Origin of the sequence: Streptomyces sp. NPDC007856 (genome assembly GCF_042868225.1) — a bacterium.
GTDB lineage: Bacteria > Actinomycetota > Actinomycetes > Streptomycetales > Streptomycetaceae > Streptomyces.
In genome coordinates, this window is record NZ_JBIAEC010000002.1 from 748,342 (window position 1) to 773,831 (window position 25,490).

Annotated in this window: 18 protein-coding genes and 1 pseudogene; 2 read left to right on the forward strand and 17 right to left on the reverse strand. The window is 72.0% G+C overall.

What is annotated here, in order from left to right; translation table 11 throughout:
* Positions 1 to 156: 156 nt before the first annotated feature.
* The 15 genes from ACFYOH_RS07905 to ACFYOH_RS07975 form a co-directional block, all read right to left on the reverse strand.
* Entirely contained in the window at positions 157 to 1,230 is a 1,074-nt protein-coding gene (locus tag ACFYOH_RS07905; RefSeq protein WP_388622273.1) for a hypothetical protein, read from the reverse strand.
* Positions 1,231 to 1,319: 89 nt separating this feature from the next.
* A complete protein-coding gene (locus tag ACFYOH_RS07910; RefSeq protein WP_388622275.1) occupies positions 1,320 to 1,913 on the reverse strand; it encodes a hypothetical protein in 594 nt (197 codons plus the stop codon).
* Between the two features lie 94 nt (positions 1,914 to 2,007).
* Positions 2,008 to 3,294, reverse strand: a complete 1,287-nt coding sequence (locus ACFYOH_RS07915; RefSeq protein WP_388622277.1) for a glutamate-5-semialdehyde dehydrogenase — start codon at positions 3,292 to 3,294, stop codon at positions 2,008 to 2,010.
* Between the two features lie 72 nt (positions 3,295 to 3,366).
* Positions 3,367 to 3,792, reverse strand: a complete 426-nt coding sequence (locus ACFYOH_RS07920; protein ID WP_388622279.1) for a hypothetical protein — start codon at positions 3,790 to 3,792, stop codon at positions 3,367 to 3,369.
* A gap of 133 nt (positions 3,793 to 3,925) precedes the next feature.
* Entirely contained in the window at positions 3,926 to 5,032 is a 1,107-nt protein-coding gene (gene proB / locus ACFYOH_RS07925; protein ID WP_388622349.1) for a glutamate 5-kinase, read from the reverse strand.
* A gap of 494 nt (positions 5,033 to 5,526) precedes the next feature.
* Positions 5,527 to 6,741 (reverse strand): glycosyltransferase family 2 protein, encoded by a 1,215-nt coding sequence (locus tag ACFYOH_RS07930; protein WP_388622281.1) that lies wholly within the window; start codon positions 6,739 to 6,741, stop codon positions 5,527 to 5,529.
* A gap of 291 nt (positions 6,742 to 7,032) precedes the next feature.
* Positions 7,033 to 9,150, reverse strand: coding sequence for a hypothetical protein (locus ACFYOH_RS07935; RefSeq protein ID WP_388622351.1), 2,118 nt, complete (start codon positions 9,148 to 9,150; stop codon positions 7,033 to 7,035).
* A gap of 165 nt (positions 9,151 to 9,315) precedes the next feature.
* Positions 9,316 to 10,812 carry a D-ribitol-5-phosphate cytidylyltransferase gene (locus ACFYOH_RS07940; RefSeq protein WP_388622283.1) on the reverse strand — a complete coding sequence of 499 codons (1,497 nt, stop codon included), beginning with the start codon at positions 10,810 to 10,812 and terminating at the stop codon, positions 9,316 to 9,318.
* A 203-nt stretch (positions 10,813 to 11,015) separates the two neighbouring features.
* Positions 11,016 to 12,164: a hypothetical protein gene (locus ACFYOH_RS07945; RefSeq protein ID WP_388622285.1), complete on the reverse strand. Its 1,149-nt coding sequence runs from the start codon at positions 12,162 to 12,164 to the stop codon at positions 11,016 to 11,018.
* Between the two features lie 462 nt (positions 12,165 to 12,626).
* The gene (gene obgE / locus ACFYOH_RS07950; RefSeq protein WP_388622287.1) at positions 12,627 to 14,075 is read right to left on the reverse strand and encodes a GTPase ObgE; all 1,449 of its coding nucleotides are present in this window, start codon (positions 14,073 to 14,075) and stop codon (positions 12,627 to 12,629) included.
* Between the two features lie 133 nt (positions 14,076 to 14,208).
* Positions 14,209 to 14,463 (reverse strand): 50S ribosomal protein L27, encoded by a 255-nt coding sequence (gene rpmA / locus ACFYOH_RS07955; RefSeq protein WP_023550764.1) that lies wholly within the window; start codon positions 14,461 to 14,463, stop codon positions 14,209 to 14,211.
* 14 nt (positions 14,464 to 14,477) lie between these two features.
* Positions 14,478 to 14,798 carry a 50S ribosomal protein L21 gene (gene rplU / locus ACFYOH_RS07960; RefSeq protein WP_009188585.1) on the reverse strand — a complete coding sequence of 107 codons (321 nt, stop codon included), beginning with the start codon at positions 14,796 to 14,798 and terminating at the stop codon, positions 14,478 to 14,480.
* A gap of 232 nt (positions 14,799 to 15,030) precedes the next feature.
* A complete protein-coding gene (locus ACFYOH_RS07965) occupies positions 15,031 to 19,764 on the reverse strand; it encodes a ribonuclease E/G (protein ID WP_388622290.1) in 4,734 nt (1,577 codons plus the stop codon).
* 262 nt (positions 19,765 to 20,026) lie between these two features.
* Positions 20,027 to 20,803 (reverse strand): TIGR03936 family radical SAM-associated protein, encoded by a 777-nt coding sequence (locus ACFYOH_RS07970; protein ID WP_388622292.1) that lies wholly within the window; start codon positions 20,801 to 20,803, stop codon positions 20,027 to 20,029.
* 46 nt (positions 20,804 to 20,849) lie between these two features.
* The gene (locus tag ACFYOH_RS07975) at positions 20,850 to 21,779 is read right to left on the reverse strand and encodes a hypothetical protein (protein ID WP_388622294.1); all 930 of its coding nucleotides are present in this window, start codon (positions 21,777 to 21,779) and stop codon (positions 20,850 to 20,852) included.
* Between the two features lie 307 nt (positions 21,780 to 22,086).
* On the opposite strand from ACFYOH_RS07975, the gene ACFYOH_RS07980 reads away from it, so the two are divergent.
* Positions 22,087 to 23,805, forward strand: a complete 1,719-nt coding sequence (locus ACFYOH_RS07980; RefSeq protein ID WP_388622296.1) for a sialidase family protein — start codon at positions 22,087 to 22,089, stop codon at positions 23,803 to 23,805.
* Positions 23,806 to 24,273 carry a hypothetical protein gene (locus tag ACFYOH_RS07985; protein ID WP_388622298.1) on the forward strand — a complete coding sequence of 156 codons (468 nt, stop codon included), beginning with the start codon at positions 23,806 to 23,808 and terminating at the stop codon, positions 24,271 to 24,273.
* A gap of 141 nt (positions 24,274 to 24,414) precedes the next feature.
* On the opposite strand, the gene ACFYOH_RS07990 is transcribed toward ACFYOH_RS07985, so the two are convergent.
* Together ACFYOH_RS07990 and ACFYOH_RS07995 are read right to left on the reverse strand one after the other, a co-directional pair.
* Positions 24,415 to 24,969 (reverse strand): hypothetical protein, encoded by a 555-nt coding sequence (locus ACFYOH_RS07990; RefSeq protein ID WP_388622300.1) that lies wholly within the window; start codon positions 24,967 to 24,969, stop codon positions 24,415 to 24,417.
* Between the two features lie 254 nt (positions 24,970 to 25,223).
* Positions 25,224 to 25,397 (reverse strand): annotated as a pseudogene (locus ACFYOH_RS07995) (transposase); the annotation flags it as partial.
* Between the last annotated feature and the right edge of the window lie 93 nt (positions 25,398 to 25,490).

Sequence of the window (25,490 nt, forward strand, 5' to 3'; positions counted from 1 at the left end):
AACGCACCGGCTCCCCGCTGAGCCACAGCGGCACCGGCCCCGCTCTGAGCCACAGCGGCACCGGCGGTCCGCTGAGCCACAGCGGCCGGATCCGGCGGTGCCGACCCTCCTCGGCCCGAAGTGGCCGACCCCGGCCGCTCTCGAAGACTCCCCCGCTCACACCTTCGGCTCAGCCCCGGCGGCCAGCGTCCCGCACAGGGCCGCGGGGCTGCCCGTCTCGTAGGGGTCGGTGCCCGCGGGGCCGCCGGTGTGGGCCGTCTGGCCGGCCAGGAGGGGGCGGAGGTAGGCCGTGGAGTCCTCGGCGCAGGCGAGCGGGCCCGCCTGGACGTAGGACGTGACCAGCTGTACCTGGTGGGTGCGCAGATCGTCGCGGGTGAAGCGGAAGGTCACCTCGCGGCGGACGGTGAACAGGGACGCGGGGGCGCCGGCCGCGGCACCGGTGGGGCGCAGGGCGTAGACGAAGGTGTGGTCGGCGGTGACCTCCAGCGTGCTCGCGTCGCTCTCGACGGCCTGGAGGTTGCCCTGGACGCGGGTCGGTCCGTCGGCGGCGAGCTGGACGCGGGAGGGGTCGAGACGGACCAGCCAGCCGGTGGGGGCGTGCCGGCCGTCCGTCGCCGGGTGGTCGAAGCTCTGGTCGAACTGATCGAGCTGGTCGGCGTCGATGAGGGACCGGACAGGGCCGACCTGGCGGCCGGTCAGCACCTCGGGGTCGAGCGAGGAGCGGACTACGTAGTCCTTGGCGGTGGTGAGCGCGGTCACCACCTGGCTGTCGGAGAAGTGGGCGGTGCCACGGGCGGCCGGCAGCGGTATGCCCTCGGCGCCGACGTCGTACGACGCGGCGGGGCTGTGCGCGAACAGGCTCTCGGCGCCGGCGGTGCCCGGCACCTTGCCCGTGGGGGCGAGCGGGATCACCGTCATCCGCAGGGGTTCGACGGGGCGCCGGGTCTCCGGGGTGCCGTAGGGGTGGCGGACGCCCATGTAGATCGCGGTGCCGAAGGCGACGGCGATCAGCAGGACGAGGATCAGGGCCTGCCGGGTGAGTCCGCGGTGCAGGGGCGGGCGGCGGCGTACGGCGGGCGCGTGGTCGGCCATCCGCTCCTCGGCGGAGTACTCCTGAAGGCGCGCAGCACGGACGAACGACTCGTCGAACACGACGGATCGGTACTCGTCCTCGCCACCTCCGAGCCCGCCCTCGGGTGTGCCCTCCGGTGGGTCTCCAGGCCCGCTCATACTTTCAGAGTAGGTCGCGTAGGCCTCAGGTAAACGCCCTGCTACACGACAACTTCTGACAGGTGCTCACCAAGAACGGGGGCGGGCGTTCAGGGGGAGCGCGGGATGGCCGAGGCCGGCGGCTGGGCGGTGTCGGCGGAGACGGAGGGCGCGGCGGCGCTGCCCTGTTCCAGGCCGGTCGGGGCGGGCGCGGGAATCCCGTCACGGGTGCCCGCGGAGCCGCCGCGGTAGACGGCGGCGAAGGCCAGGGCAACCATGCCGATGCCCATCACGACGGCCAGCACCCAGGCCACGGGGCGGTGCCAGCGGACCTGCTTGCCGTATCCGCCGAAGCGGCGGTCGCCGAGGACGTAGGTGTCCTCCAGCTCGTCGTCCTCCGGATCTTGGCCGAATTCGGTCCCCTCGGGGCCGTAGGCGTCGTCGTAGCGCTCGCCTCGGGCGTGGGCGCGGCGAGCCTCCGCGTCGGAGGCCTCGGCTCTGGCCTGTGCGGCGGCAAGGAGGCGCTCGACGGCGGTCGGCTCATGGACCGTGGCCGCCTGTACGAAGGCCTCGTCGAAGACCACGGAGGCGAACTCTTCGTCCGACACCCCGTGGTCGTGGTCGTCGTCGGGCTCCCAGCCGTCAGGGAACGGCGTGCCCCCCACGTCCTCCGGCACGCATCCAGAGTAGACCTGGGGGGTCAATTTGGGCAGACGGTATGGAAATTCGTCTGACTGGTGAGACGCCGTTTCGGCCGCCCGCCACGACGCGCGGGGCGTACGGCCGAACGGGTGAGCCTCAGGGGCGCACGTGGCCGTCACCGGTGACGATGTACTTCGTGCTGGTCAGCTCCGGCAGGCCCATCGGTCCGCGGGCGTGCAGCTTCTGGGTGGAGATGCCGATCTCGGCGCCGAAGCCGAACTGGCCGCCGTCGGTGAAGCGGGTGGAGGCGTTCACGGCGACGGTGGTGGAGTCGACCAGCTGGGTGAAGCGGCGGGCGGCCTGCTGGGAGGTGGTGACGATCGCCTCGGTGTGGCCGGAGGTCCACAGCCGGATGTGCTCCACGGCCCTGTCCAGGGAGTCGACGACCGCGGCGGCGATGTCGTAGGAGAGGTACTCCGTCTCCCAGTCCTCGGCCACGGCCTCCACCACCGTGGCCTTGGAGTTCTCGGCGTAGGCCATGACCCGCTCGTCGGCGTGCACGGTGACGCCGGCCTCGGCGAGGGCGTCGAGGGCGCGCGGCAGGAACAGCGGGGCGATGTCCTGGTGGACGAGGAGGGTCTCGGCGGCGTTGCAGACGCTGACCCGCTGGGCCTTGGAGTTGATCAGGATGTCGATGGCCATGTCGATGTCGGCATGGGCGTCGACGTAGACGTGGCAGTTGCCGGTGCCGGTCTCGATGACGGGGACGGTGGACTCGCTCACCACGGTCTGGATGAGGGAGGCACCGCCCCTCGGGATCAGCACGTCGACGAGGCCCCGGGCGCGCATCAGCTCGCGCACGCTCTCGCGGCTCTCCCCCGGCACCAGCTGGACGGCGTCGGCGGGCAGCCCGGCGCCGCCGACGGCGTCCCGGATGACGCGGACGAGGGCGGTGTTGGACTCGTAGGCGGAGGCCGAGCCGCGCAGCAGGACGGCGTTGCCGGACTTCAGACAGAGGGCGGCGGCGTCCACGGTGACGTTGGGGCGCGCCTCGTAGATGATGCCGACGACGCCGAGCGGGACGCGGACCTGACGCAGGTCGATGCCGTTGGGGAGGGTGGAGCCGCGGACGATCTCGCCGACCGGGTCGGGCAGCTTCGCCACGTCACGGACATCCGAGGCGATGGCGCGGACCCGCTCGGGGGTGAGGGTGAGCCGGTCGACGATGGCCTCGCTGGTGCCGTGCTCCCGGGCCTTGGCCACGTCGCGAGCGTTGGCCTCGACGATCTCGGCGGTCCGGACCTCCAGCGCGTCGGCGATGGCGAGCAGCGCGTCGTCCTTCACGGCCCGCGGGAGCGGCGCGAGGTCGGCGGCGGCGGCCTTGGCCCGGTAGGCGGCCTGGGTGACCGGGGACATCGAGTCGTACGGCGAGAGCGTGGTCATGAGGGAAGGGTAGTGCGCGGCTCGCGTCGGTCACCGCTCATCCCAAACCCCGAGACAAGGTCTCAGGAGGGATCAAAAGGGATGGACTCCCACCGGTGTGGCGGGCGGCGGGCCGTAGCCCTCGGCGATGCGGTGGTGGTAGGTCTCGCGGTCGATGACCTCCAGGCCGACGATCTCCCACGGGGGCAGTCCCGCGGTCTGCCGGTGCTCGCCCCACAGGCGCAGGGCGACGGCGGCGGCGTCGTGCAGGTCGCGGGCCTCCTCCCAGTACCGGATCTCCGCGTGGTCGGTCGCGTACCGGCTGGTCAGCAGGAAGGGGTGGTCGTGGGCCAGCTGTTCCAGGGCCCGCCGCAGATCGGTGAGGGGGACGTCCGGGCCGGAGACGCTGAGAGTGACGTGCCAGAGCCGGGGCATGTCCTTGGGCTCCTCATAGGTGTCACCGGCGGCGACGCTCGTCAGGGCACCGCGGGTGGCCACCCCAGGGCGCACTCGTCTCACGACGGCCTCCTTCACCCACTGCTCGGGGACGTCTGTCGGAACGTCTCTCTGAGACAAAGTTGAGCAGGCCCTACGGCACCGCGGGGCGGTTTTACGGAACGTCCCCCACCGGGGGCTGCCGTTACGTCCCGTTTTACGCGTGCAAGAGCACCAGGTCGTCCCTGTGTACGACCTCGCGTTCGTACGCCGGGCCGAGTTCCCGGGCCAGTTCACGGGTCGAGCGCCCGATCAGCCGGGGGATCTCCTTGGCGTCGAAGTTGACGAGTCCACGGGCCACCGCGCGCCCCGTGGTGTCGCGCAGTTCGACGGGGTCACCGGCGCTGAACTCGCCCTCCACAGCGGCGATTCCGGCGGGCAGCAGCGATGTGCGCCGCTTCACGACGGCGTCCACCGCCCCGTCGTCCAGGATCAGCGCCCCTTGCGGGGTGGAGGCGTGCTGGAGCCACAGAAGCCGGTCGGCGGAGCGCTTTCCGGTGGGGTGGAAGTAGGTGCCGGTGTCGCCGCCGCTCAAGGCGTCCGCAGCGTGCACGGCGCTGGTGAGGACCACGGGGATGCCGGCCGCGGCCGCGATCCGGGCGGCCTCGACCTTGGTGACCATCCCGCCGGTGCCCACGCCGGCCTTGCCCGCGCTGCCGATCTCGACGCCCGCGAGGTCCTCCGGCCCCTTCACCTCCGCTATCCGCGAGGTGCCGGGCTTGCTGGGGTCGCCGTCGTAGACGCCGTCGACGTCGGAGAGGAGCACGAGCAGGTCGGCGTGGACGAGGTGGGCGACGAGGGCGGCGAGGCGGTCGTTGTCGCCGAAGCGGATCTCGTCGGTGGCGACCGTGTCGTTCTCGTTGACGATCGGGAGGGCGCCCATCGCGAGGAGCTTGTCGAGGGTGCGGGAGGCGTTGCGGTGGTGGGCGCGGCGGCTCATGTCGTCGGAGGTGAGCAGGACTTGGCCGACGCGGACGCCATAGCGGGCGAAGGAGGCGGTGTACCGGGCGACGAGCAGGCCCTGACCGACGCTGGCGGCGGCCTGCTGCCGGGCGAGGTCCTTGGGGCGGCGGCGCAGACCGAGCGGGGCGAGGCCGGCGGCGATGGCACCGGAGGAGACGAGGACGACCTCCCGCTCTCCCCCGCTGCGGCTCTTGGCCAGCACGTCGACCAGCGCGTCGACGCGGTCGGCGTCCAGACCGCCGGCGGCGGTGGTCAGCGACGAGGAGCCCACCTTGACGACGATCCTGCGGGCCTCGCCCACGGCCTGCCTTGCCCTTGCCACCTTGCCCTCTGTTCCCCTCTTTGGCCCGCGCGCTGTTCCGGCTGCCTGAGCGGCAATCTACGCGAAGCGGATCGCCCCTCGCCCACCGGTCCAGCCTCCGGACACGCGGTCCGTAGCCGTTCCTTCACGGTTTGCGTACGGCAAAAAGGCTGCACTGGTCGTGTATGGAAATTAAAACTCGTCCAGACGTAAGTCGAAGATCCTTCGGCTCGCGCATCCACGCGACATCGCGGCGCTGCTGGCGGAGACGCCCGCGACCGTGCCGGCCGTGGAACGACACGGACCTCGCCTCGCTCGGCAGCCGGTTCGGCCGGCTGCACACCCAGGTCGGCGAACTGGCCGAAGACCACGCGAAGTCGCGCGAGGAGCCGGCCCGGTCGCGCAACCGGGCAAGCGGACTTCCACCCGCAATCCGCCGTCAGTGACGAGCGAACCGGGCCACACAACCCCGGCCACGCCGCGATCTCGCCCGGTCAGGCCGCCGCCGGATTGAACTTCTTCGCCGACAGCGTCCGCCGTACCTTGCGCAGCGCCCGGCGCAGGAAGGAGTTGGCGGCGGCCTCGCGGTAGCCGTGGACGGCGCGGGCCTCGCGGGGTGCGGCGAGGTAGATGTCGTCCGGGACAGCGGCCGTCTCCGAGCGGAAGTGCGGGTAGGCGAGGTAGACGCGGGTGCCGCGCTTCTCCAGGATCGCGCCGGGCTGCTTCTTCGCCTTGACGAACTCCACGACGTCAAGCAGCAGATCGGGTCGCTGCAAGGCGACCAGGTGCAGCCGCAGCCGCTCGTGCACCTTCAGCCGCCGGGCCACTCCGGGCGTCCAGTAGGCGTCCATCAGCGGCTTGGCCAGCTCGAACTTGTGCCGGCGGACCGTCTCGCCGTCCTTGAGGAACTTCGGCCCGAACTGCGGCAGCAGGGTGATGAGGAAGGGCCGGACCATGAGCAGGTCCCGCTTGTCGCCGGCCGGGACCATGTCGGCGATCAGCGTCATCAGGGACCGCGCGGAGTCGAAGCGCAGGGTGTAGCTGCCGCTCTTGGTGACGTGCTTGCCGTCGTCGCGGCCGACCAGGTAGTAGCAGGGGTAGTCGGCGAGGACCGAGACGCCTTCCGCGCGCAGGTACGCCTCCATGGTGAACAGGGCGTCCTCGCCGGTGAACAGCGACTCGTCGAACCGCATGCCGTGCCTGTCGAGCAGCTCGCGACGGAACAGCTTCTGCGCGCTCAGCGTGAACTTGATGTTGGAGGAGAAGACGTCGGTACGGCCGAGGGTCTTGCCCCACATGGTCTTCGGCGGAATGCGGTTGATGCCCTCGACCTTGCCGAGCACCACGTCCGTGCCGTTCTCGTCGGCCATGGCGACCATGCGCTCAAGGCCCTCGGGGCCGAGCCGGTCGTCGGCGTCGAGGAAGAACACGAACCGGCCGGCCGCCCTGCCGAGGCCGACGTTGCGCGGGCCGCTGGGGCCACCGGAGTTCTTCTGGCGGATGACGGTGACGCGCATGGGGGCGCGGGCGGCGAACTCCTCCAGACACTCCCCGGTGCCGTCCGTCGAGCCGTCGTCGACCGCGATGACCTCGAAGCGTGCCGGGTCCATGGTCTGAGCCTCGACGGACGCCAGGCACTCGACCAGGTAAGGCATCGCTTCGTACGCCCCGATGATCACGCTCACATCAGGCTGCGTCACGACGGTCACACTTTCCCCTTACTTACCAAAAGAGAATTTTCCCCGTATCGCCACAATGGCAACCTGTCAGACAGTCTTCTCATGGGAGCGGTTGCCCCGCATCGAGAAATCGGTGACGCACGTCACGCCGGGCTCGGGTGTCCACCCGACAGTACGTAGGGTCGGTAAGAGTTGCTCACCGTCGGTCGGGGGCCGGGGTAAGAGCGCCCATAAGAAAATCTGAACAATGGCTTCCGGACAACGGCGAGGGGCCGGCCCCGGGATCTCTCCCGGGGCCGGCCCTCCTGGGCAGTGGGTGTGTCAGCCGGCGTTCACACCGTCCTGGTCGGCGGCCGACGCGGTCCGCTGGCTGGGCACCGCGTTGGTCAGCCCGGCGGCCCCGGCGGGGTCCGCGCTCGCGGCGCCCAGCCGGGAGTGCTGGCCGACGTTGCGGGCCTCGGCCTTGCGGGCCAGGTCGGCCACCGCGGTGTTGAACTGTTCGATGGACTTCGGCTCGTCCGGGCCCAGCAGATAGCGCTTGAGCTCCTTGCGGGCCTCCGTCAGCGGGTCGGCCGACGGATCGCGCACGGCGTCCAGCAGCGCGCCCAGCTCGCCCGCGTCGTTGGACAGGATCACCGCGGCGCGCACCGCCGTGTTCTGCCGCTTGAACTCCTCGTGACCGAGCGCCGCGGAGTCGGTGACCGCGTACGGCTTGCCGCTCGCGATGAAGTCGGAGACCACGGAGGAGATGTCGGAGACCATCGCGTCGGAGACGTTGAAGCAGTCGTACAGACGCGGCTCGGCGCCGGTGATGACGCGGTGCTCGTACGACGGGAAGGAGCGCCAGTAGGCGGTGTTCCACTCGGCGCGCAGCCGGGCGATCTCCGCGTGCTTCGCCACGTCGACGACGCCGTCCCGGGTGGCCTCGGCCTCGTCGCCCTTGTCGTCGCCGGCCGCGACCAGTTCGGCGAGCCGGGCCTCGATCCGGGTCAGCTCGGCCTTGGCCTGGGCGAGCGCCTTGCCGTCGGCTGCGAAGCGGGAGTCGGCGGCGCGCTCGGCGGCGGCCTTCTCGACCAGGGCGGTGATCCGCCGGTGCGCGGCGGCGGCCTTCTTGCTGACGGTGCCGGTGAACGGGTGCGGCTTGTACAGGACGCGGACCGGCGGGTTCGCCGTCACCAGCTTCTTCACGATGGTCTCGCCGGCGAGCACGATCGAGGTGTTGCCGGGGTTGCCGTCCCAGCCCTCCCAGGTCGGGGCGTAGAGAACCGTCGGGCAGTGTCCGTCAGCGGCTCCACCGCGGGGGCCGTCGGGCCCGCCCTGCCGGCTCTCGATGGGCGCGAGCTGCGGACGGCCGACCTCCACGATGTCGTCGTCGCGGACACCGACGTCGGCGATGGCGTAACGGTCGCGGCCGGCCCGGCCGGCGGTCCACACCTCGTCGTAGACCTTGCTGTACGGGTTGACGCTGGCGAGCTTGTCGCTGTCGCCGTGGCCGATGAAGACGTGCTTCATGGTGGGCACGCGCAGCAGGTGGATGTTCTTGCCGACGTTCGCGGCGTACAGGGCCACGCGCACGGTCGACAGGTCCAGGTTCATCAGGTGCACCCCTCCGGGCACGCAGATGACGGGGACCGTGGTCGGCGCGAGGTTGCTCAGGATGGCCCGCTCACGGAGGATGATCAGCGGCCGGGTGTCGAGCTGCTCCATCGTCTCCAGCCACATGTTGACCTGGTACGCGGAGTCCTTGGAGCCGGAGAAGTACAGGACCGTCTCCGGCTTGTAGCCGGCCAGCCAGTCGTCGACGGCGGCGAGGACGGTCTCGGCCTTCGGCGGGATCTTCCGGCCGCGCATGTACGGCACGAGCACGAGGACGTACAGGACGCCGAGGCCGACGGTGAGACCGACGCCGGCGAAGCCCGGCGCGGCGGGTGAGTCCTGCCCGGCCGAGACCAGGATGCCGATCATCGCGAACAGGTCCAGGTGGAGCATCTTCTCCGCGCTGCGGTGCAGCAGCCGGCGCGGCGGGGCGTCCGGGATGCGGATGCGCGACTTCAGGTCGATGTTGCGGGTGGCGACCGGCATCCGGCGGCGGTTGCGGATGAGGGTGACCAGCGCGCCGTGCGGGGCCTGGAGGCCGTAGAAGGCGATGAAGCAGGCGACGGCGCCGTAGAAGATCAGGTCGTCCGCGTGCGACAGGCGGGCCAGCAGCAGGATCAGCAGCAGCTGCCGGATCAGGAAGCGGATCGACAGACCCGCCCGGATCTTGCTGAGGCGGCTGATCAGATAGCTGCCCTTGCGGTGCAGATAGTGATCCGCCAGGTACGTCACGGCGGCCAGGGCCGCGAAGGCGGGAACGCTCGGGGCGAGCGCGGCCAGCATGAGCGCCGGGAAGCCCAGGATCATGAGGGCCGCCGCGGTCAGCTCGGCCGCGCTGCCCACCCGGGCGACGCGAATAGCGGTGGATATCACGGAGAAACCTGCTCTGGGAGGGAGAGTGCCGGTTCGCGGGAAATGGTGAGAGATGTACGGATTCAGGCCTCTACTAACGTCCGGTTAATGAGCGACGGCAGAGGTCTGAAATTCCTAAAAGCTCTTGACGAATTGTTACATGCCGTCCTGGCGGTCCAGAACAGTGGCCAGCGCCTGCTCGAAACCGGAGGCCATGGCGGCACCCGCCGTCGGGTCCTGCTGACGGACGTCGATGACATGGCCGGTCAGCTCCGACAGGAGCACGTCGAGAGAGGTGCGGGCCACGGCCTCGGAGGAGAGCAGCGAGCCCGCGGGCTCCTGGCCGAAGGCCTTGGTGCGCATCGGGGTGGCGGTGCGCTCGGGGTTGATGCAGTTGACGCGGATGCCGTCGCCGGCCCACTCGTCGGACAGCGCCTGGGTGAGGTTCACCATGGCGGCCTTGGTGGAGGAGTACAGGGAGTACTCGGCGCGGCCGCGGGTGTAGCTGCTGGAGGTGTACAGCAGCAACTGGCCGTTGGTCTCGGCGAGGTACTTGTAGCTGGACCGGGCGATCTGCACCGGGGCCAGGTAGTTGACCTTCAGCGCCTCCTCGATGGTGGCGTTGTCGGTCTCGGCGAGCCTGCCGATGCGCAGCACGCCCGCGGTGTTGACGACGTAGTCGATCCGGCCGGTCTCCGCGTATGCCTTGGACAGCGCGTCGTCGACCTCCTCCGGGTTCTCCACGTGGGTGCCGGTGGTGGAGCGGCCCAGCGCGTAGACGTTCGCGCCGTAGGACTCGGCGAGTTCGGCGATGTCCTTGCCGATGCCGTAGGAGCCGCCGAAGATGACGAGCGTCCTGCCGGTGAGCAGGTCGCGGTAGGCGTCCTCGCCGACCTGCTCGGGTGCGGCGGTGGAGGCGAGCTGGAACAGCTTGTCGGCGATGAAGACGTCGACCGGCTGGGTCACCTTCATGTTGTACTCGTCACCCGCGACGACGTGGATCGGCACGTCCGGCAGGTACTTGAGCACGACGGAACAGTCGTCCGTGGCCTGGAAGTTGGGGTCGCCGGCGGCGACCTCGTAGGCGCGGCGGATCGTGGACAGCTTGAAGGCCTGCGGGGTCTGGCCGCGGCGCAGCCGGGAGCGGTCCGGGATCTCGGTGATGAACTCGCCGTCCTCGCCGTGCGTTCGCGTGACGATGATGGTGTCCGCGGACGGGATGGCAACGTCCACGGCCTGGTAACGCTCCAGCGCGGCCACGCAGTCGTCGATGACGCGCCGCGAGAGCAGGGGGCGTACGGCGTCGTGGAACAGGACGTTGAGGTCCTCGCCCTCGGCCAGGCCCTCGCGCAGCGCGGAGATGGCGCGCTCGGTGGTCTCGTTCCGCGTCGAGCCGCCCTCGATGATCTTCTTCACCTTGGTGAAGCCGGCCTTGGCCACGATCTTCTCGACGTCCGGGACATAGCCCGGCGCCATCAGCACGATGACGTCGTCGATCGAGTCCGCCTTCTCGAAGGTGGTCATGGTGTGCTCGATGACTGCCTTGCCGGCGATCTTCAGCAGCTGCTTGGGGATCGACAGACCCACCCGCTGGCCGGTGCCACCGGCCAGGATCACTGCGGTGGTTCGGGGCTTGGCTATGTGCTGGGACACAGGTGACCTACCTTGGGGCGTCAGGGAACCGTGAAATGCTCCCACTTTAGGTAAGCGCAGTGCAAGGCGAGCGACATCCCATGCATATGTGAGCGCAACCTGTCATTCACCTTGCACCCCGGTGATTGGGTCCGGAACCTGGCGAACACCCGTGAATTTCCTGTGAGTAAGTCCACAGGTCCGTCACGGGTCATGGGCGCGGTTCAGCGCCGCCCGAGCCGCTTCGGACAGCGGTGCCCGAGGACCCGCACGAGTTCCCTCGACGGCGTCTGCCGCACGGTCCGGACGGAGGCCTGCCCGGCCGCCGCGGCGAGCGCCCCGTACAGCGCGCCGGCCGCGACCTCCGGGGCGATCCGGGGCTCGACCTGCCCGGACTGCGGCTGTTCGGGAACGGCGGACAGCAGGGCCGGATCGCCGAGGACCCGCGCCCCCAGCGCGGCGATCCGCTCGGCCGACTCGGCGCCGATCCCGGCCGCCAGCTCGACCGCCCAGCGCGGCGTCACGATCTTCACTCCCCCGGGCTCGGGAGGGCACGCGTTCTTCATATGGAGCACGGCGCCGCCCCGGACAAGCCGGGAATAGAGCTCGGCCGGCAGTCCATTGCCGCGGAATTCGACATTAAGATTCCGCAGCATTTCGGTCTCTGCGAGGGTAAGAGAACGATTAGTGGCGTCGGGAACGGGCCGCAGGAGATTCTCCGGCAGCCCGAGCAGCGCCTCGAAGGTGCGCAGCAGACCACCGCGGTCACGGTCGTCCACCACGACCACGGTCACCCGCCCCGGGCCGACCGCCCGCGCCCAGCGCTCGACCAGCCGCTCGTGCCGGTGCCGGTGCCAGAAGCTCGGATTGGGCTTCTCGTACGGCGGCCTGCGCAGCATGTGCTCCAGCCAGTCCGCACAGCCCATGCGCAGCCCGTTCTGCACGTACTGCTGCCACTGCGAGGGCATGATCCTCACCAGGGGACGCAGCGTGACCAGCACATGCACGCGGTCGCCGCCGAGCTGCTCCACGATCCGGGCGATCGTTCCGTCGCCCTCGGCGTCGGCGAAGAACTCGCTGCTGATCACCGAGGTGAGCCCGCCGGTGGCCGCCACCTGGTGCAGCAGCCGCCGCCAGTGCCGGTCGGTGGGCACGGTGTCGCCCATCATCGCCGGCCGGGCGCAGGCGGCGAGGGCGGCTTCCATGGGATGCCGGGTGTGCGCGGGGAACGCGACGCCGTGTTCCGGCATGCGCTCCCTGGCTGCGAAGAGGGCGCCCTGGATGGCGGTGGTCCCGGTCTTGTGCGGGCCGATGTGCAGCAGGCGGGTGCCCGGGGGCAGGGGTGCGGGGGTCGTCGTACAGGCCGTCTCCATGGTCAGGGGACGGTAAGAGCCTTGCCTGAGGCGGGGCTGAGAGGAGCCTGGGACCGGGATGAGTCCCGGGCTCGGGTGCGGGCGGCGGCCAGGGCGACACCGGTGCGATCGCGAGCGTGCACCGGCGGCGGAACGGGACCGGGACGACCGGGACACCTCGGCTCCGGGAGTCATGGTGACAGAGAAGTGGGGGGGGGGGGGGGGGGGGGGGGGGGGGGGGCGGCGCGCGCCCCCCCCCCCCCCCCCGCGGCGGGGGCGGGCGCCCCCCCGCCCCGGCGGCCCCCCCGGCGGCGTCGCGCGGGACTCCCGGGGGGCGCCCGGGCCCGGCCCCCCCGGCCCCCCCGGGGCGGGGGGGGGCGGGGGGCCGGGGCCGGGGGGGGGGGGCCCCCCCCCCCCCCCCCCCCCCCCCCACGGTTCGACTCACCGGAGCGGAACGGGGTTGCCCCGGCGCCGGTCCGAGCCTTACTCGAAGGGGTCGAACTCGTCGTACTCGCGCAGCGCCTCGTCCCGCTCCGCCTGCTTGTCCCGGCGGCGCTGTGCCGCGGGCCTCGGCGCGTCGAAGCGGTGGTCCTCGCCGCGGCGGCCCAGCATCTCCGCGCCGGCCATGACCGTCGGCTCCCAGTCGAAGACGACCGCGTTCTCCTCGGGACCGATGGCGACGGCGTCGCCGGCCCGGGCGCCCGCCTTCATCAGCTCCTCTTCCACGCCGAGGCGGCCCAGCCGGTCGGCGAGATAGCCGACGGCCTCGTCGTTGTTGAAGTCGGTCTGACGGACCCAGCGCTCGGGCTTCTCGCCGCGCACCCGGAACAGCGGCTCGCCGCCGACCTCCTCGTGGGTGACGGTGAAACCGGCGTCGTCCACGGCCTTGGGCCGGATGACGATCCGGGTCGCCTCCTCCTTCGGCTTGGCCGCGCGTGCCTTGCCGACCAGCTCACCGAGCGCGAACGACAGCTCGCGCAGCCCGATGTGGGCGACCGCCGACACCTCGAAGACGCGGTAGCCGCGCGCCTCCAGGTCGGGGCGGACCATCTCGGCGAGGTCCTTGCCGTCCGGCACGTCGACCTTGTTCAGGACCACGAGCCGGGGACGGTTGTCCAGGCCGCCGTACTGGCGCAGCTCCTCCTCGATGACGTCGAGGTCGGAGACCGGGTCGCGCTCGGACTCCAGGGTCGCGGTGTCCAGCACGTGCACCAGCACGCTGCACCGCTCCACGTGCCGCAGGAACTCCAGGCCCAGGCCCTTGCCCTGGCTGGCGCCCGGGATCAGACCCGGCACGTCGGCGATGGTGTAGACGGTCGAACCGGCCGTCACGACACCGAGGTTCGGCACCAGTGTCGTGAAGGGATAGTCGGCGATCTTCGGCTTGGCCGCGCTGAGCACGGAGATCAGCGAGGACTTGCCGGCGCTCGGGTAGCCGACCAGCGCCACGTCGGCGACGGTCTTCAGCTCCAGGACGATGTCGTGCAGGTCCCCGGGCTCGCCGAGCAGCGCGAAACCGGGCGCCTTGCGGCGGGCGGAGGCCAGCGCCGCGTTGCCGAGGCCGCCACGGCCGCCCTGCGCGGCGATGTACGAGGTGCCGTGGCCGACCAGGTCGGCGAGCACATTGCCGGCCTTGTCCAGCACGACCGTGCCGTCCGGCACCGGCAGGACGAGGTCCTGGCCGTCCTTGCCGGAGCGGTTGCCGCCCTCGCCGGGCTTGCCGTTGGTGGCCTTGCGGTGCGGGGAGTGGTGGTAGTCGAGAAGTGTCGTCACCGACTGGTCGACGGTGAGGATGACGTCACCGCCACGGCCGCCGTTGCCGCCGTCCGGGCCGCCGAGCGGCTTGAACTTCTCGCGGTGGACGGAGGCACAGCCGTGACCTCCGTTACCCGCGGCGACATGCAGTTCGACGCGGTCCACGAAGGTGGTCATGGTTCAGTGCCTCCAGAAAGTACGGGTATGTCTCGTCGTCGACACAGTGGTCAACACGCGAAAGGCGGACCCGCCTTCCCGACCGGGAAGTGAGGTCCGCCTCGCGAAAGCGTTCGGCGCCGAATCAGACGATTCAGGCGACCGGAACGATGTTCACGACCTTGCGGCCACGGTGAGTACCGAACTCCACCGCACCGGCCTGCAGGGCGAACAGCGTGTCGTCGCCGCCACGGCCGACACCGGCGCCGGGGTGGAAGTGGGTGCCGCGCTGACGGACCAGGATCTCACCAGCGTTCACGACCTGACCGCCGAAGCGCTTCACGCCGAGCCGCTGGGCGTTGGAGTCGCGACCGTTCCGGGTGGACGATGCGCCCTTCTTGTGTGCCATGTCTCCTCAGTCCCTTACTTCGCAGCCGTGGGGATCGACGTGACCTTGATCGCCGTGTACTGCTGGCGGTGGCCCTGCCGACGGCGGTAGCCGGTCTTGTTCTTGTAGCGCAGAATGTCGATCTTCTGGCCCTTGTGGTGGTCCACGACCTCGGCCTGGACCTTGATGCCGGCCAGCACCCACGGGTCGCTGGTCACAGCGTCGCCGTCGACAACGAGCAGGGTCGAGAGCTCGACCGTGTCGCCAACCTTGGCGGTGGAAATCTTGTCAACCTCAACGATGTCGCCGACAGCAACCTTGTGCTGGCGACCACCGCTGCGCACGATGGCGTACACGCGGATCTCTCTTTCGCTCGAAGAAACGGCACCCCCGCAGGCCAGCCGCCCAGAAACACCACGGACGACCTCTCCCGGCCAACCCTGTGCCCGGGAGGAAGAGGTTTACGGGGATGTGGCATGTTCAGTGGACACGCCGACGGTCAAGGTTACGGGGCCATGACCTGGAGGGTCAAACCGGGCCCCGGTGGGTGTGGGGCCGGTCACCCGGACCGGCCCCACACCCCGGGCGTCAGCCCTCGTCGGAGGCGTCCGAAGCGGCCACGACCGTGGTGGTCTTCTTCGCCGCCGACTTCGCGGCGGGCGTCTTGGCCGCCTTCTTGGCCGTGGTCTTCTTGGCCGTGGTCTTCTTGGCTGCCGTCTTCTTGGCCGCGGTCTTCTTCACCGCGGTCTTCTTGGCGGCGGCCTTCTTCGCCGTGGCCTTCTTGGCGGTCTTGCGAGCCGCCTTCTTGGCCGGAGCGGTCGCCTCGGCCACCTCCTCGGTCGTGACATCGCCGGCCGGCGCCTCCTCCGCCGCGGCCGACGGGACGACCACGACGGCCGCCTCCTCGGACGCGGTCGGCGCGCCGACCTTGCGCACGGCACGACGGCGCGGGCGGGCCGGGGCGGCGGCCTCGGCGGGCGCCTCCTCGACGGCGACCGGGACCGGGGCCTCCTCGGCCGCGGGCTGTGCCACCGGCTCCTCGGCCTCGGGCACGGTCACCACCGCCGCCTCGGATCCCGCGGGGGAACCGGCCGGCGCCGACACCTTCCGGGTCGCACGACGGCGCGTACGGCCCTTGGGCGCGGCCTCCTCGGCCGCCTCGGCCTGCGGCGCCGCGACCATCTGGTCCTCGACGGCCGCGGGCTGGGCCAGGGCCTCGGCGGCCGGCTCCGGACGCACCGGGCGCGCCGCCGCCTCCTGGACGGTGACCTCCTGCGCGGTCGGCGCCTCGGCGGTCTCGGTCCTCCGGGCCTTCTGGCGAGGCGCCTCCGCCTTCGGCGCGCCCGCCGGAGCCGAGGCCCGGCGGCTCGCCCGGCGCCGCGTACGGCCACGGGTGGCCGCCGCCTCCGCCTCGGCGACGCTGCTGTACAGCTCCTCGTCCGGCGCGAAGTCGGGAGCCGGCAGGGTGACCGGCTCGGCGACCTCGGCGGCCACCTCGGCGGCGGTCTCCACCTCGGGCTCGACGGCCTCGCCGGTCTCCACGGCCACGGCGGCGGTCTCGTGCACGTGCTCGTGCACCTCACCGCCACGCCCGCGCTTCTTGCGCTTGCCGCCACCGCCGGCGGCGACGCTCGGCTGCTCCATGTGCACGATGACACCGCGGCCGTTGCAGTGGACGCAGGTCTCGGAGAAGGACTCCAGCAGACCCTGGCCGACCCGCTTGCGGGTCATCTGCACCAGGCCCAGCGAGGTCACCTCGGCCACCTGGTGCTTGGTCCGGTCGCGGCCCAGGCACTCCAGCAGACGGCGCAGCACCAGGTCGCGGTTGGACTCCAGGACCATGTCGATGAAGTCGATGACGACGATGCCGCCGAGGTCGCGCAGCCGCAGCTGGCGCACGATCTCCTCGGCCGCCTCCAGGTTGTTCCTGGTGACCGTCTCCTCCAGGTTGCCGCCCTGGCCGGTGAACTTGCCGGTGTTGACGTCGATGACGACCATCGCCTCGGTCTTGTCGATCACCAGCGAACCGCCGCTGGGCAGCCAGACCTTGCGGTCCAGGGCCTTGGCGAGCTGCTCGTCGATCCGGTAGGTGGCGAAGACGTCGACCTCGGAGGTCCACTTCGACAGCCGGCCCGCCAGATCCGGGGCGACGTGCGAGACGTACCCGTGGACCGTGTCCCAGGCGTCGTCACCGCTGACGATGACCTTGGAGAAGTCCTCGTTGAAGATGTCGCGCACGACCCGGACGGTCATGTCCGGCTCGCCGTACAGCAGCGTCGGGGCGTTGCCGTTCTTCGACTTCTTCTGGATGTCCTCCCACTGCGCCTGCAGCCGCTCGACGTCCCGGCTCAGCTCGTCCTCGCTCGCGCCCTCGGCGGCTGTGCGCACGATGACGCCCGCGTCCTCGGGGACGATCTTCTTGAGGATGGTCTTCAGCCGGGCCCGCTCGGTGTCGGGCAGCTTGCGGCTGATCCCGGTCATCGAGCCCTCGGGGACGTACACGAGGTAGCGGCCGGGCAGGGACACCTGGCTCGTCAGACGCGCGCCCTTGTGCCCGATCGGGTCCTTCGTCACCTGGACGAGGACCGACTGCCCGGACTTCAGGGCGGACTCGATGCGGCGCGGGCCGTTGGCCATGCCCAGCGCCTCGAAGTTGACCTCACCGGCGTACAGGACGGCGTTCCGTCCCTTGCCGATGTCGATGAAGGCGGCCTCCATCGACGGCAGCACGTTCTGGACCTTGCCGAGGTAGACATTGCCGACGTACGAGGTCGCCTGCTCCTTGTTGACGTAGTGCTCGACGAGCACGCCGTCCTCCAGGACGCCGATCTGCGTGCGCTCGCCGTGCTGACGCACGACCATCACGCGCTCGACGGCCTCGCGGCGGGCCAGGAACTCGGCCTCGGTGATGATCGGGACACGGCGGCGCCCCTGCTCACGGCCTTCCCGGCGGCGCTGCTTCTTGGCCTCCAGACGGGTCGAGCCCTTGATGGACTGCACCTCGTCCGACGGCTCGGCGGGCTTGCGGGGCTCGCGGACCTTGACGACCGTACGCTCCGGGTCGCCCTCGCCGGGCTCGGTGTCGACGCTGGTGTCCCCGGCGCGCCGACGACGGCGCCGGCGGCGACGGCTGCTGGAGCTGGAGACACCGGCCTCGTCGTGGGCCTCCTCGGCGTCCTCCTCCTCCTGCTCGGCGGTGTCCTCGGCGTCCTGCGCGGCCTGCTCGGCGGCCAGTTCCTCGGCCTCCGCCTCCGCGCCCTCGCCCTCGGCGGTCTCACCGCGACGGCGACGCCGACCGCCACGACGGCGACGGCGGCGCGCACCGGACTCCTCGAAGCCCTCGGCGCCCTCCGTCTCCTCGGCCTCCTCCTCGGCCTCCTCGGCTTCGGCGACGGCCTCGGCGGGCTCCTCCGGCTCTTCCTCGGCGGCGGCCTCGAGGGCCGGGGTCTCCTCGGCGGCGCCCCGGCGGCGACGGCGGCGGCGCGTGCCGGTCTCGGCGCGCTCCTCCGGGTACTCCTCGGGCTCCTCCGCCTCGGCGGCCTCGGCAGCTGCCTGGGCGGCGGCGCGCTCCGGGGTCTGGAACCTCGGCTCGGTGAACACCGGCGCCTGGAAGACGGCGACGGCCGGGCGCGCGGGTCGGCGCGCGGCCTCGGGCTCGGGCTCGGGCTCGGGCTCGCGGGTCTCCGCCTCGGCGGGCTGCGCGGGCTCGGAGAACCCGAACACGGGGCGCACGACCCGGCGCCGGGAACGGCGCGGGCCGGCCGCCTCGGCGGGGGCCTCCTCGGTGGGGGCGTGCGACGCGGGGGCCTGCGCCGCCTGGGCGGCGGTGGCGGGCTCGGTGGTGTGCGTGGTGACGGGGACCTCCGGGGTCTGGGCACCGGCGGCGGTCTCGTCGGCCGTGGCCTCCGCGGACTCGGCGGTGTCGGTGGCGGGCGCGGACGCCCGGCGGGTGGACCGGCGACGGGTGCGGCGCTGGGCGGCCTCCTCGGCGACCGGCACCTGGACGGCTTCCGCGGTCTCCTCCGCTTCCCGGACGGCCCGGGCGGGGACGGCTTCGGCGGCGGGAGCCTCCTCGGCGGCCTTCGGCGCACCGGCGGGCGCGGACGCGCGGCGGGCGACCCGGCGACGCGGACGACCGGCAGCGGCGGCCTCCTCGGCGACACCGCTCACCTCGGTGGCAGCGGCAGCCTCGGTGATGGGGGTTTCGGCAGCGGGAGCCTCGGCGGCAGCGGACTCGGCCGCCTTCGGCGCACCGGCGGGCGCGGACGCGCGACGGGTCGCACGGCGGCGCGGACGCGCGGCGGGGGCCTCCTCCGCGGCGGCGGGCGCCTGGACGGCGGGCTGCTCAGCGAGGCCGTCGGCCTCGGCGGCAGCGGCCCTACCCGGCGCGGCGGTGGCCGGGACGACGGTCTCGGCGGCCTCGGCGGAGGCCGGGGACCCGGCGGGCGCGGACGCACGGCGGGCGACCCGGCGACGCGGACGACCGGCCTCCTCGGCAGCGGGCGCCTCGACGACCGCCGTCTCTTCCCGAGCCTGGTCGGCGTCGGACGCGGCGGCGGCCGGAACCACGGCCTCGACGGCCTCGGCGGCCGCCGGGGCGCCGGTGGGCGCGGACGCACGGCGCGTGGTGCGGCGGCGCGGACGCGCGGCGGGCTCGGCCTCTTCCGCGGCAGCGGCAGCGGCAGCGGCAGCGGCAGCGGCAGCGGCAGCGGGGGCGGCGGTTTCCGCAGCGAGCGGGGCCTCTGCGGCCTCCTCCGTCACAGAGGCCTCATCGGCACCCGAGACAACCGCGGCCGGCGCGGAGACGCTGCGCGTGGCGCGGCGGCGGACGCGGCGGGGCGCGGCCTCTTCGCCGGAGACGACCTCGCCGCCCTCGGCGACGGGCTTCTCGGTCTCAGCGGCGGATGCGGCCGGAACGACGGTCTCGACGGCTTCGGCGGACACCGGCGCCCCGGCAGGCGCGGAGGCGCGACGCGCGGCACGGCGGCGCGGACGCGCGGCGGGCTCGGCCTCCTCGGCAGCGGGTGCCGGGGCGGCCTCGACCGCTTCCGCCTGCGCCTCAGCGCCCAGCACAGCGGCCTCTTCGGCCTCAATCGCCTCTGCTGCTTCTTCAGTTGCCTGAGCCTCAGCGGCCGCAAGGACCTCGGCGACCTCGTCGGACTCGGCGGCCGGTATGGCCGGCACGGTCACCTCGGCGGGAGCCTCCGCCGCGGCCGGCGGTCCGGCCGGGCGCGAGGCGGCACGGCGACTCCTGCGCGGCGGCAGGGTGTCGCTCGGAGTGTTCAGTTCAGAACCCTGGTTGGGTTCGGTCGGTTCGAGCATGCGGGCGTTTCTCCCGTCAGGCTCCCGGGCGCCGCGCCTGGTCCGGCGTCGGTCTCGATGGACCGTCCGCCGTTGACGTCCGCGGCCCGCGTCGTACGCGAAGGCCGCCGTCCGGGGCGCGGGCGCCGCACGGGAGCACTCTGTGTCCTGTCTCGCCGGTTCCGTACGCCTTGTCGGTACGGCCTGGCGAAAGTCTTCTGGTCGGTGCGCTGCCCGACCCAGGTGGCTCCCGAGTACGAGGGCGGCGCTACGACGTCCGTCCCTACGCGGGACCTTCCGGCGTCGGCGCCGTCGCGGCGGCGGCCGGTGCGGCCGTCAGGGCCTCGGCTGCCTCGCGGTCGGGCGCGAGCGGGTCGGTCACCGTGCCGGTCTCTTCATCGAACAGCCCCTGCGCCAGCCTGGTCACCGCTGCGGGGACCGGCGGCGCCAGGTCGGCCACGGCGCGGAGACCGGACAGGACGTCGTCGGGTCGTACGGCAGGCGTCACGTGCCGAACAACCAGCCGCAGTATCGCACAGGGCTGGTCGCTAGGCCTATCAGCCGGTGAACCGTGCGTTTCCAGGCTCACCACGGCCGGGCGGGTGTCGAAGGTGCGGACGCCGTTCTTGGTCATCCGCTGGACCTCGACGGTGCCGGCCCGGTTGAACGCGTCGACCGCGCGCTCGGCGTCGGCCGGGTCGACGCCGTCCAGCCGCAGCTCCCAGACGGAGGCCGTCAGCCGGTCGGCGAGGCCCGGGGTCCGCGCCTCGACCGCCTCGATCACGTCGAGCCCGGGGGGCAGCGACTCGTCGAGGAGGACGCGCAGGGTCTCCGGCTCGCGCGCGGCGGTGAGCGCGATCTCCAGGTACTCCGCCTCACTGCCCGTGCCGGTGGGTGCGGCATTGGCGTACGACACCTTCGGGTGCGGCGTGAATCCGGCCGAGTACGCCATGGGCACCGCGGCGCGGCGCAGCGCACGCTCGAAGGCGCGCTGGAAGTCTCGGTGGCTGGTGAACCTCAGGCGGCCGCGCTTGGTGTAGCGCAGTCGGATGCGCTGCACCGCGGGTGCGGGCGGCGGGCCTTCGGGCTGTCGCTTGCCCAGTGTCCTAGTCCTTCGTGAGTGCGGTCGTACTGCTACCAAGAGTACGTGTCGCGGGCCCCTGAGGTTCCCGCCGGTCCACTGCGGCCGGCTGCCGGGGCTCGCCGAACAGGATCCGCCGGAAGTCGGCGCGGGCCTGCCGTACGGTGTCGCGGGCGCTCGTGAGGGCCTCGCGGACGGCCCGGCCCACCACGCGCGCGCCCTCGGCCGCGGGACGCAGGACCGCGCCCCGGACGAGGTGGCCGACCGGGGTGAGGACGGTCCGGTACACCCAGCGCAGGGGCTCCACGAAGATCCACCGGAAGAGGGTCCCGAGCACGCGGCCGACAGCCCGCGAGATCCGGCCGGCGATCCGCCAGGCGTGCCCGAGGGCATCGCCCACCTCGCGCGTCACGACGGCGAGGAACCGGCCGACCGGCGCGAGAACCCGGCGCCACAGCGCGAGGGCGGGCAGGACGATGAGGACGCGGAGGGCCCAGTACAGGGCCATCGCGACGCCGGTGCCGAACACGCCCAGCAGCCACCCCAGCCCTCGTCCGCACCGGGCGACGGCACGTCCGACGGGCGCGAGGACCCGGTCGTACAGCCAGTGCGCGGGGAGGACGAGCAGACACCGGGCCAGTCGGGCCACGGCCGTGTACACGCCGATGCCCATGGCGGCCAGGACCGCGCCGATGCCCGTCAGCAGCCAGGCGACCGCTTGGCCGATGGGGCGCAGCACGCACGCGTGCACCCGGGCGAGCCCGGCGCCGACCCCGCGCGCCAGCCACGCGACAGCGTGCCCTGCGGGCGTGAGCAGGCACCGGTGGCACCAGAGCGCCGGTACGACGACGAGGACCGTGCCGAGCCGGCCGAGCCCCCTGCCGGCGGGGAGCAGGACAGAGCGCGTCGACCGCCGGGCTGGGCCGGAGGGTCCCGCTGATCGCGCACCGGGCACTCGGCGACCTCCGCGCGCCACTGGTCGCGGGCCGCGTGCACACCGGGCGGGTTTCGAGTGGGCGCTCGCGCACGGTCCGGTCCGGTTCGAAAAGAGTTCGGTTTCTCGCGACGGACGCCGCCCGCCTCCTCGTAGAGCAGACGAAGGCACCACCCGTACCGCTACGCACCACCACCCTTGGTCCGACTCGCGAACCTACGAGGTACCTGTGGCTTTCCTTTCGACACTCCGTCTTCACCGCCACCCGCGGTCGCAGGGGCGTCTCGCCGTCGGGTTGCTGGCACTCATCGCCGGAACCCTGCCGAGTGTGCCGGCCGACGCCGCCACGCCGCCCTCCGGATCGGTCAGCGACACTGCGCCCACGACCACGTGGAGCGCCGGTCCCTTCGCCGTCCCGAACGTCTCCGGCACTACCGGGACGGTGAGCTGCGGGAATGCGCAACCCTGCGACGACTACGCCCTGAAGGTGTCGGTGCCCGTGGGCTACGACACCGGTCACAGCCTGCGCGTCGACGTCAAGTGGCCGGACTCCGCCGCCGACTTCGACCTGTACGTCCTCGACGCGGACGGCCGCGAGGTGGCCGCCTCCGCGTCTTCCAGCGACCCGGAGACCGTGCTGCTTCCGGCGGTGACGGCGTCGTACACCGTGCGCGTGGTGCCGTACGCCCCGCTCGGCGACAGCTTCACCGGCACGGCGAGCCTGGTCGCCGATCCGGCCGATCCGCCGCCGAGTACGGCGACCCCGCCGACGTACGCGAACTCCTCGGCGCCCGACAGCATCAAGGACGCGCACAACGCCGGCGAACCCTCGATCGGCGTCGACCGCGCAACCGGTGCCGCGATGTTCCAGGCCTACACCTCGACGCTGAAGGTCACCTACGCCGGCGCGGGCGGCGCCACCTGGCAGGACAAGAGCGCCAACGCGGCCAACGGCTGTCCCCAGGGCAGCACCACCAGCCTCGACCCGATCCTGTTCACCGACCCGGCCACCCACCGCACCTTCGAATCGCAGCTCGCCGGCAAGACGGCCCTGACCTGCTACACCGACGACGACGGCGAGACGTGGACACCGACGGGCGGCTCGGGCATCAACTCCGGCGTCGACCACCAGACCATCGGCGGCGGCACCTTCGCCCCGGGCGGGCCGGGCGCCATCACGTCGTACCCCAACGCCGTGTACTACTGCTCCCAGGACATCGCCGACGCCTCCTGCGCGGTCAGCCGGGACGGCGGCCTGACGTACGGGCCGGCCGTTCCGATGTACTCGCTGCTGGACTGCGGCGGCCTGCACGGGCACGTGAAGGTCGCCCCGGACGGCACGGTGTACGTGCCCAACAAGGGCTGCGGCGGCAACCAGGCCGTGGCCGTCTCCGAGGACAACGGGCTCACGTGGACCGTCCGCAAGAACCCGTCCAGCACTCCCGGTGACTCCGACCCGAGCGTCGGAATCGGCGCCGGCGGGACTGTGTACATGGGCTACCAGAACAGCGACGGCACCGCGCGGATCGCCGCCAGCCACGACAAGGGCAAGACGTGGCTGTACGACCAGAACGTCGGCGCGTCCCTCGGCATCAAGAACATCGTCTTCCCGGCCGTGACCGCGGGCGACGACAGCCGCGCCGCCTTCGCCTTCCTGGGCACCACCACCGGGGGCAACTACCAGGACACGGCCAACTTCAAGGGCGTCTGGCACCTGTACGTGGCCACCACCTACGACGGCGGCCAGTCCTGGGTCACCGTCGACGCCACCCCCACCGACCCGGTGCAGAAGGGGTCCATCTGCACGGGCGGCACCACCTGCGGCCAGGACCGCAACCTCCTGGACTTCATCGACGTCACCCTCGACGCCCAGGGCCGCGTGCTCGCTGCCTACGCCGACGGCTGCACCGGCACCTGCGCCACCGGCGGCACGCAGAACTACGACGCACTGGCTTCCACCGCCCGCCAGTCCTCCGGCAACACGCTGTACGGCGCGTACGACGCCGTGGTCGCCGGCAAGCACAAGAAGTCCACGGGAGGCCGCTAGGTGAAGCCGTTCGCCCCGGCTGCCGTGCTGCTCGGCGCCGTCCTCGGCCTGGCGGCCGTCACCGGATGCTCGCCCACGCCCCGGAACGCAGGGCCCTTGCCTGCGACGCCGTACACGGCCGCCTCCGCGCCCGGCGGCTGCCCCACCGCTGCCTCACTGCCGCTTCCCAAGGACTTCCCGGCGGATCTGCCGGTGCCCGAGGGCGCGGTCGTGACCTCGGTGGAGCACCGCACCGCCGGCCGGCTCATCGTCGCCACGGTCGTACGGAGCGGCTTCGACGCCACCCTGGCCTTTCTGCACAAGCGGCTCCCCGAGGCCGGATACACCCCGAAGGACGGTGAGGTGGAGGAGGACGACGCCGAGTCGAACTTCTCCACCACGACCGTCCGGGGCCGCTGGACGCTGCGGAAGATGCCCGACTGCGAGGGAGGGGTCTACCTGACGTACCTGACGTCTGCGGTCTCCTGAACCAGGCCCGGCCGGGGCCTCTTCCCGGCCGGTGGAACCGCGAGTGGCCACCTTTCGCGGCGAGCGGCGCCCCGTGCGACATCGGCCGAAGGGTGGCCCCTCGGACTGGCGGACCGCTGGAGCACAGGTGTGCCGCCCAGGTCAGCCCGCGCCTGCCATGCGGCGGGCCGATGCCGCTGCACGATCGGCTCGAGCCAGAAGGACGGCTCGACGGCGAGGCCACCACATCAGGTCAGCCAGGAAGAGCACGACCACCAGCCACGAGGCGACGGTCTCGCCAGCCGTGCTCATAACCGTGTCATACACGGCGAGAGCGACCGCGAGCGCGGTGACGAGCAGGGCCACCCGGCGGCCCAGCCGGTCCCCCTCGGCGGTCCGGCGCAGGGCGCCGGCGTACTCGACGACCGAGGGCGCCAGCCGGGGATCGTCGATGGCCTCGCCTCGCCGGGTGGCGCGTACCACGGCCGCGCGGTCGACGCGGTTCAGGTCCTTGGCCGCGGACCAGATCCCGTCCATCCGGCGCGCCACTCGGACTCCGTAGAACAGGCTCAGCACCACGAAGACCACCGCGGCGCCCGCCCATGACTGCGCCTCGACGAGAACGAAAGCCCCGAAAAAAACGCCGGCGGCGAGGCCGGCGCCCACAGCCCGGCTCGCCGTCCCCCGCTGCCACAGCCAGCCCGGAACGAGAATCACCCGTTCACGGTGGCCATCACCCATCCAGGACGCAACCACCGCCCCGGCACGTCGACACCAGCACACGCACACGGCGCACCACAACGCAGAAAGTCGCCACGCCAACGGCGATGTCCGCCCGCAGGACGCGTTCACCGTGGCTGTTCGCACATCCTCACGAGGGCCCAGGAGGCTCAGAGCGCTACATGTCCCCTCTTGGGCCGTTGGGCCGAACTCCGGACTGGCGCGGCTCAACCCGAGCTTCAGCATGCGATCTCGGTGATCTTCTTGACGGCTTTGGGGAACTTCGCGCCGTAGGCCTTCTCGAACGCCGCGACCGCCAGGAGTGCGTGGTCGCGGTCCTCAGCGTTGTAGATCTCCTGCAGGGCCTTTTTCGCTCCGGGCTGGGCCGACTTCGGGAGAGCGTCGAGCACGTTTGCGATCTTGTGAAGCCGTAAAGAATCAAGGTGCTGCTTTACATGGGCGGGCTCGTTGTCAGGGTATGGCGGTTCCGGAGGAGATCTGTTCCCAACTCCAATGCA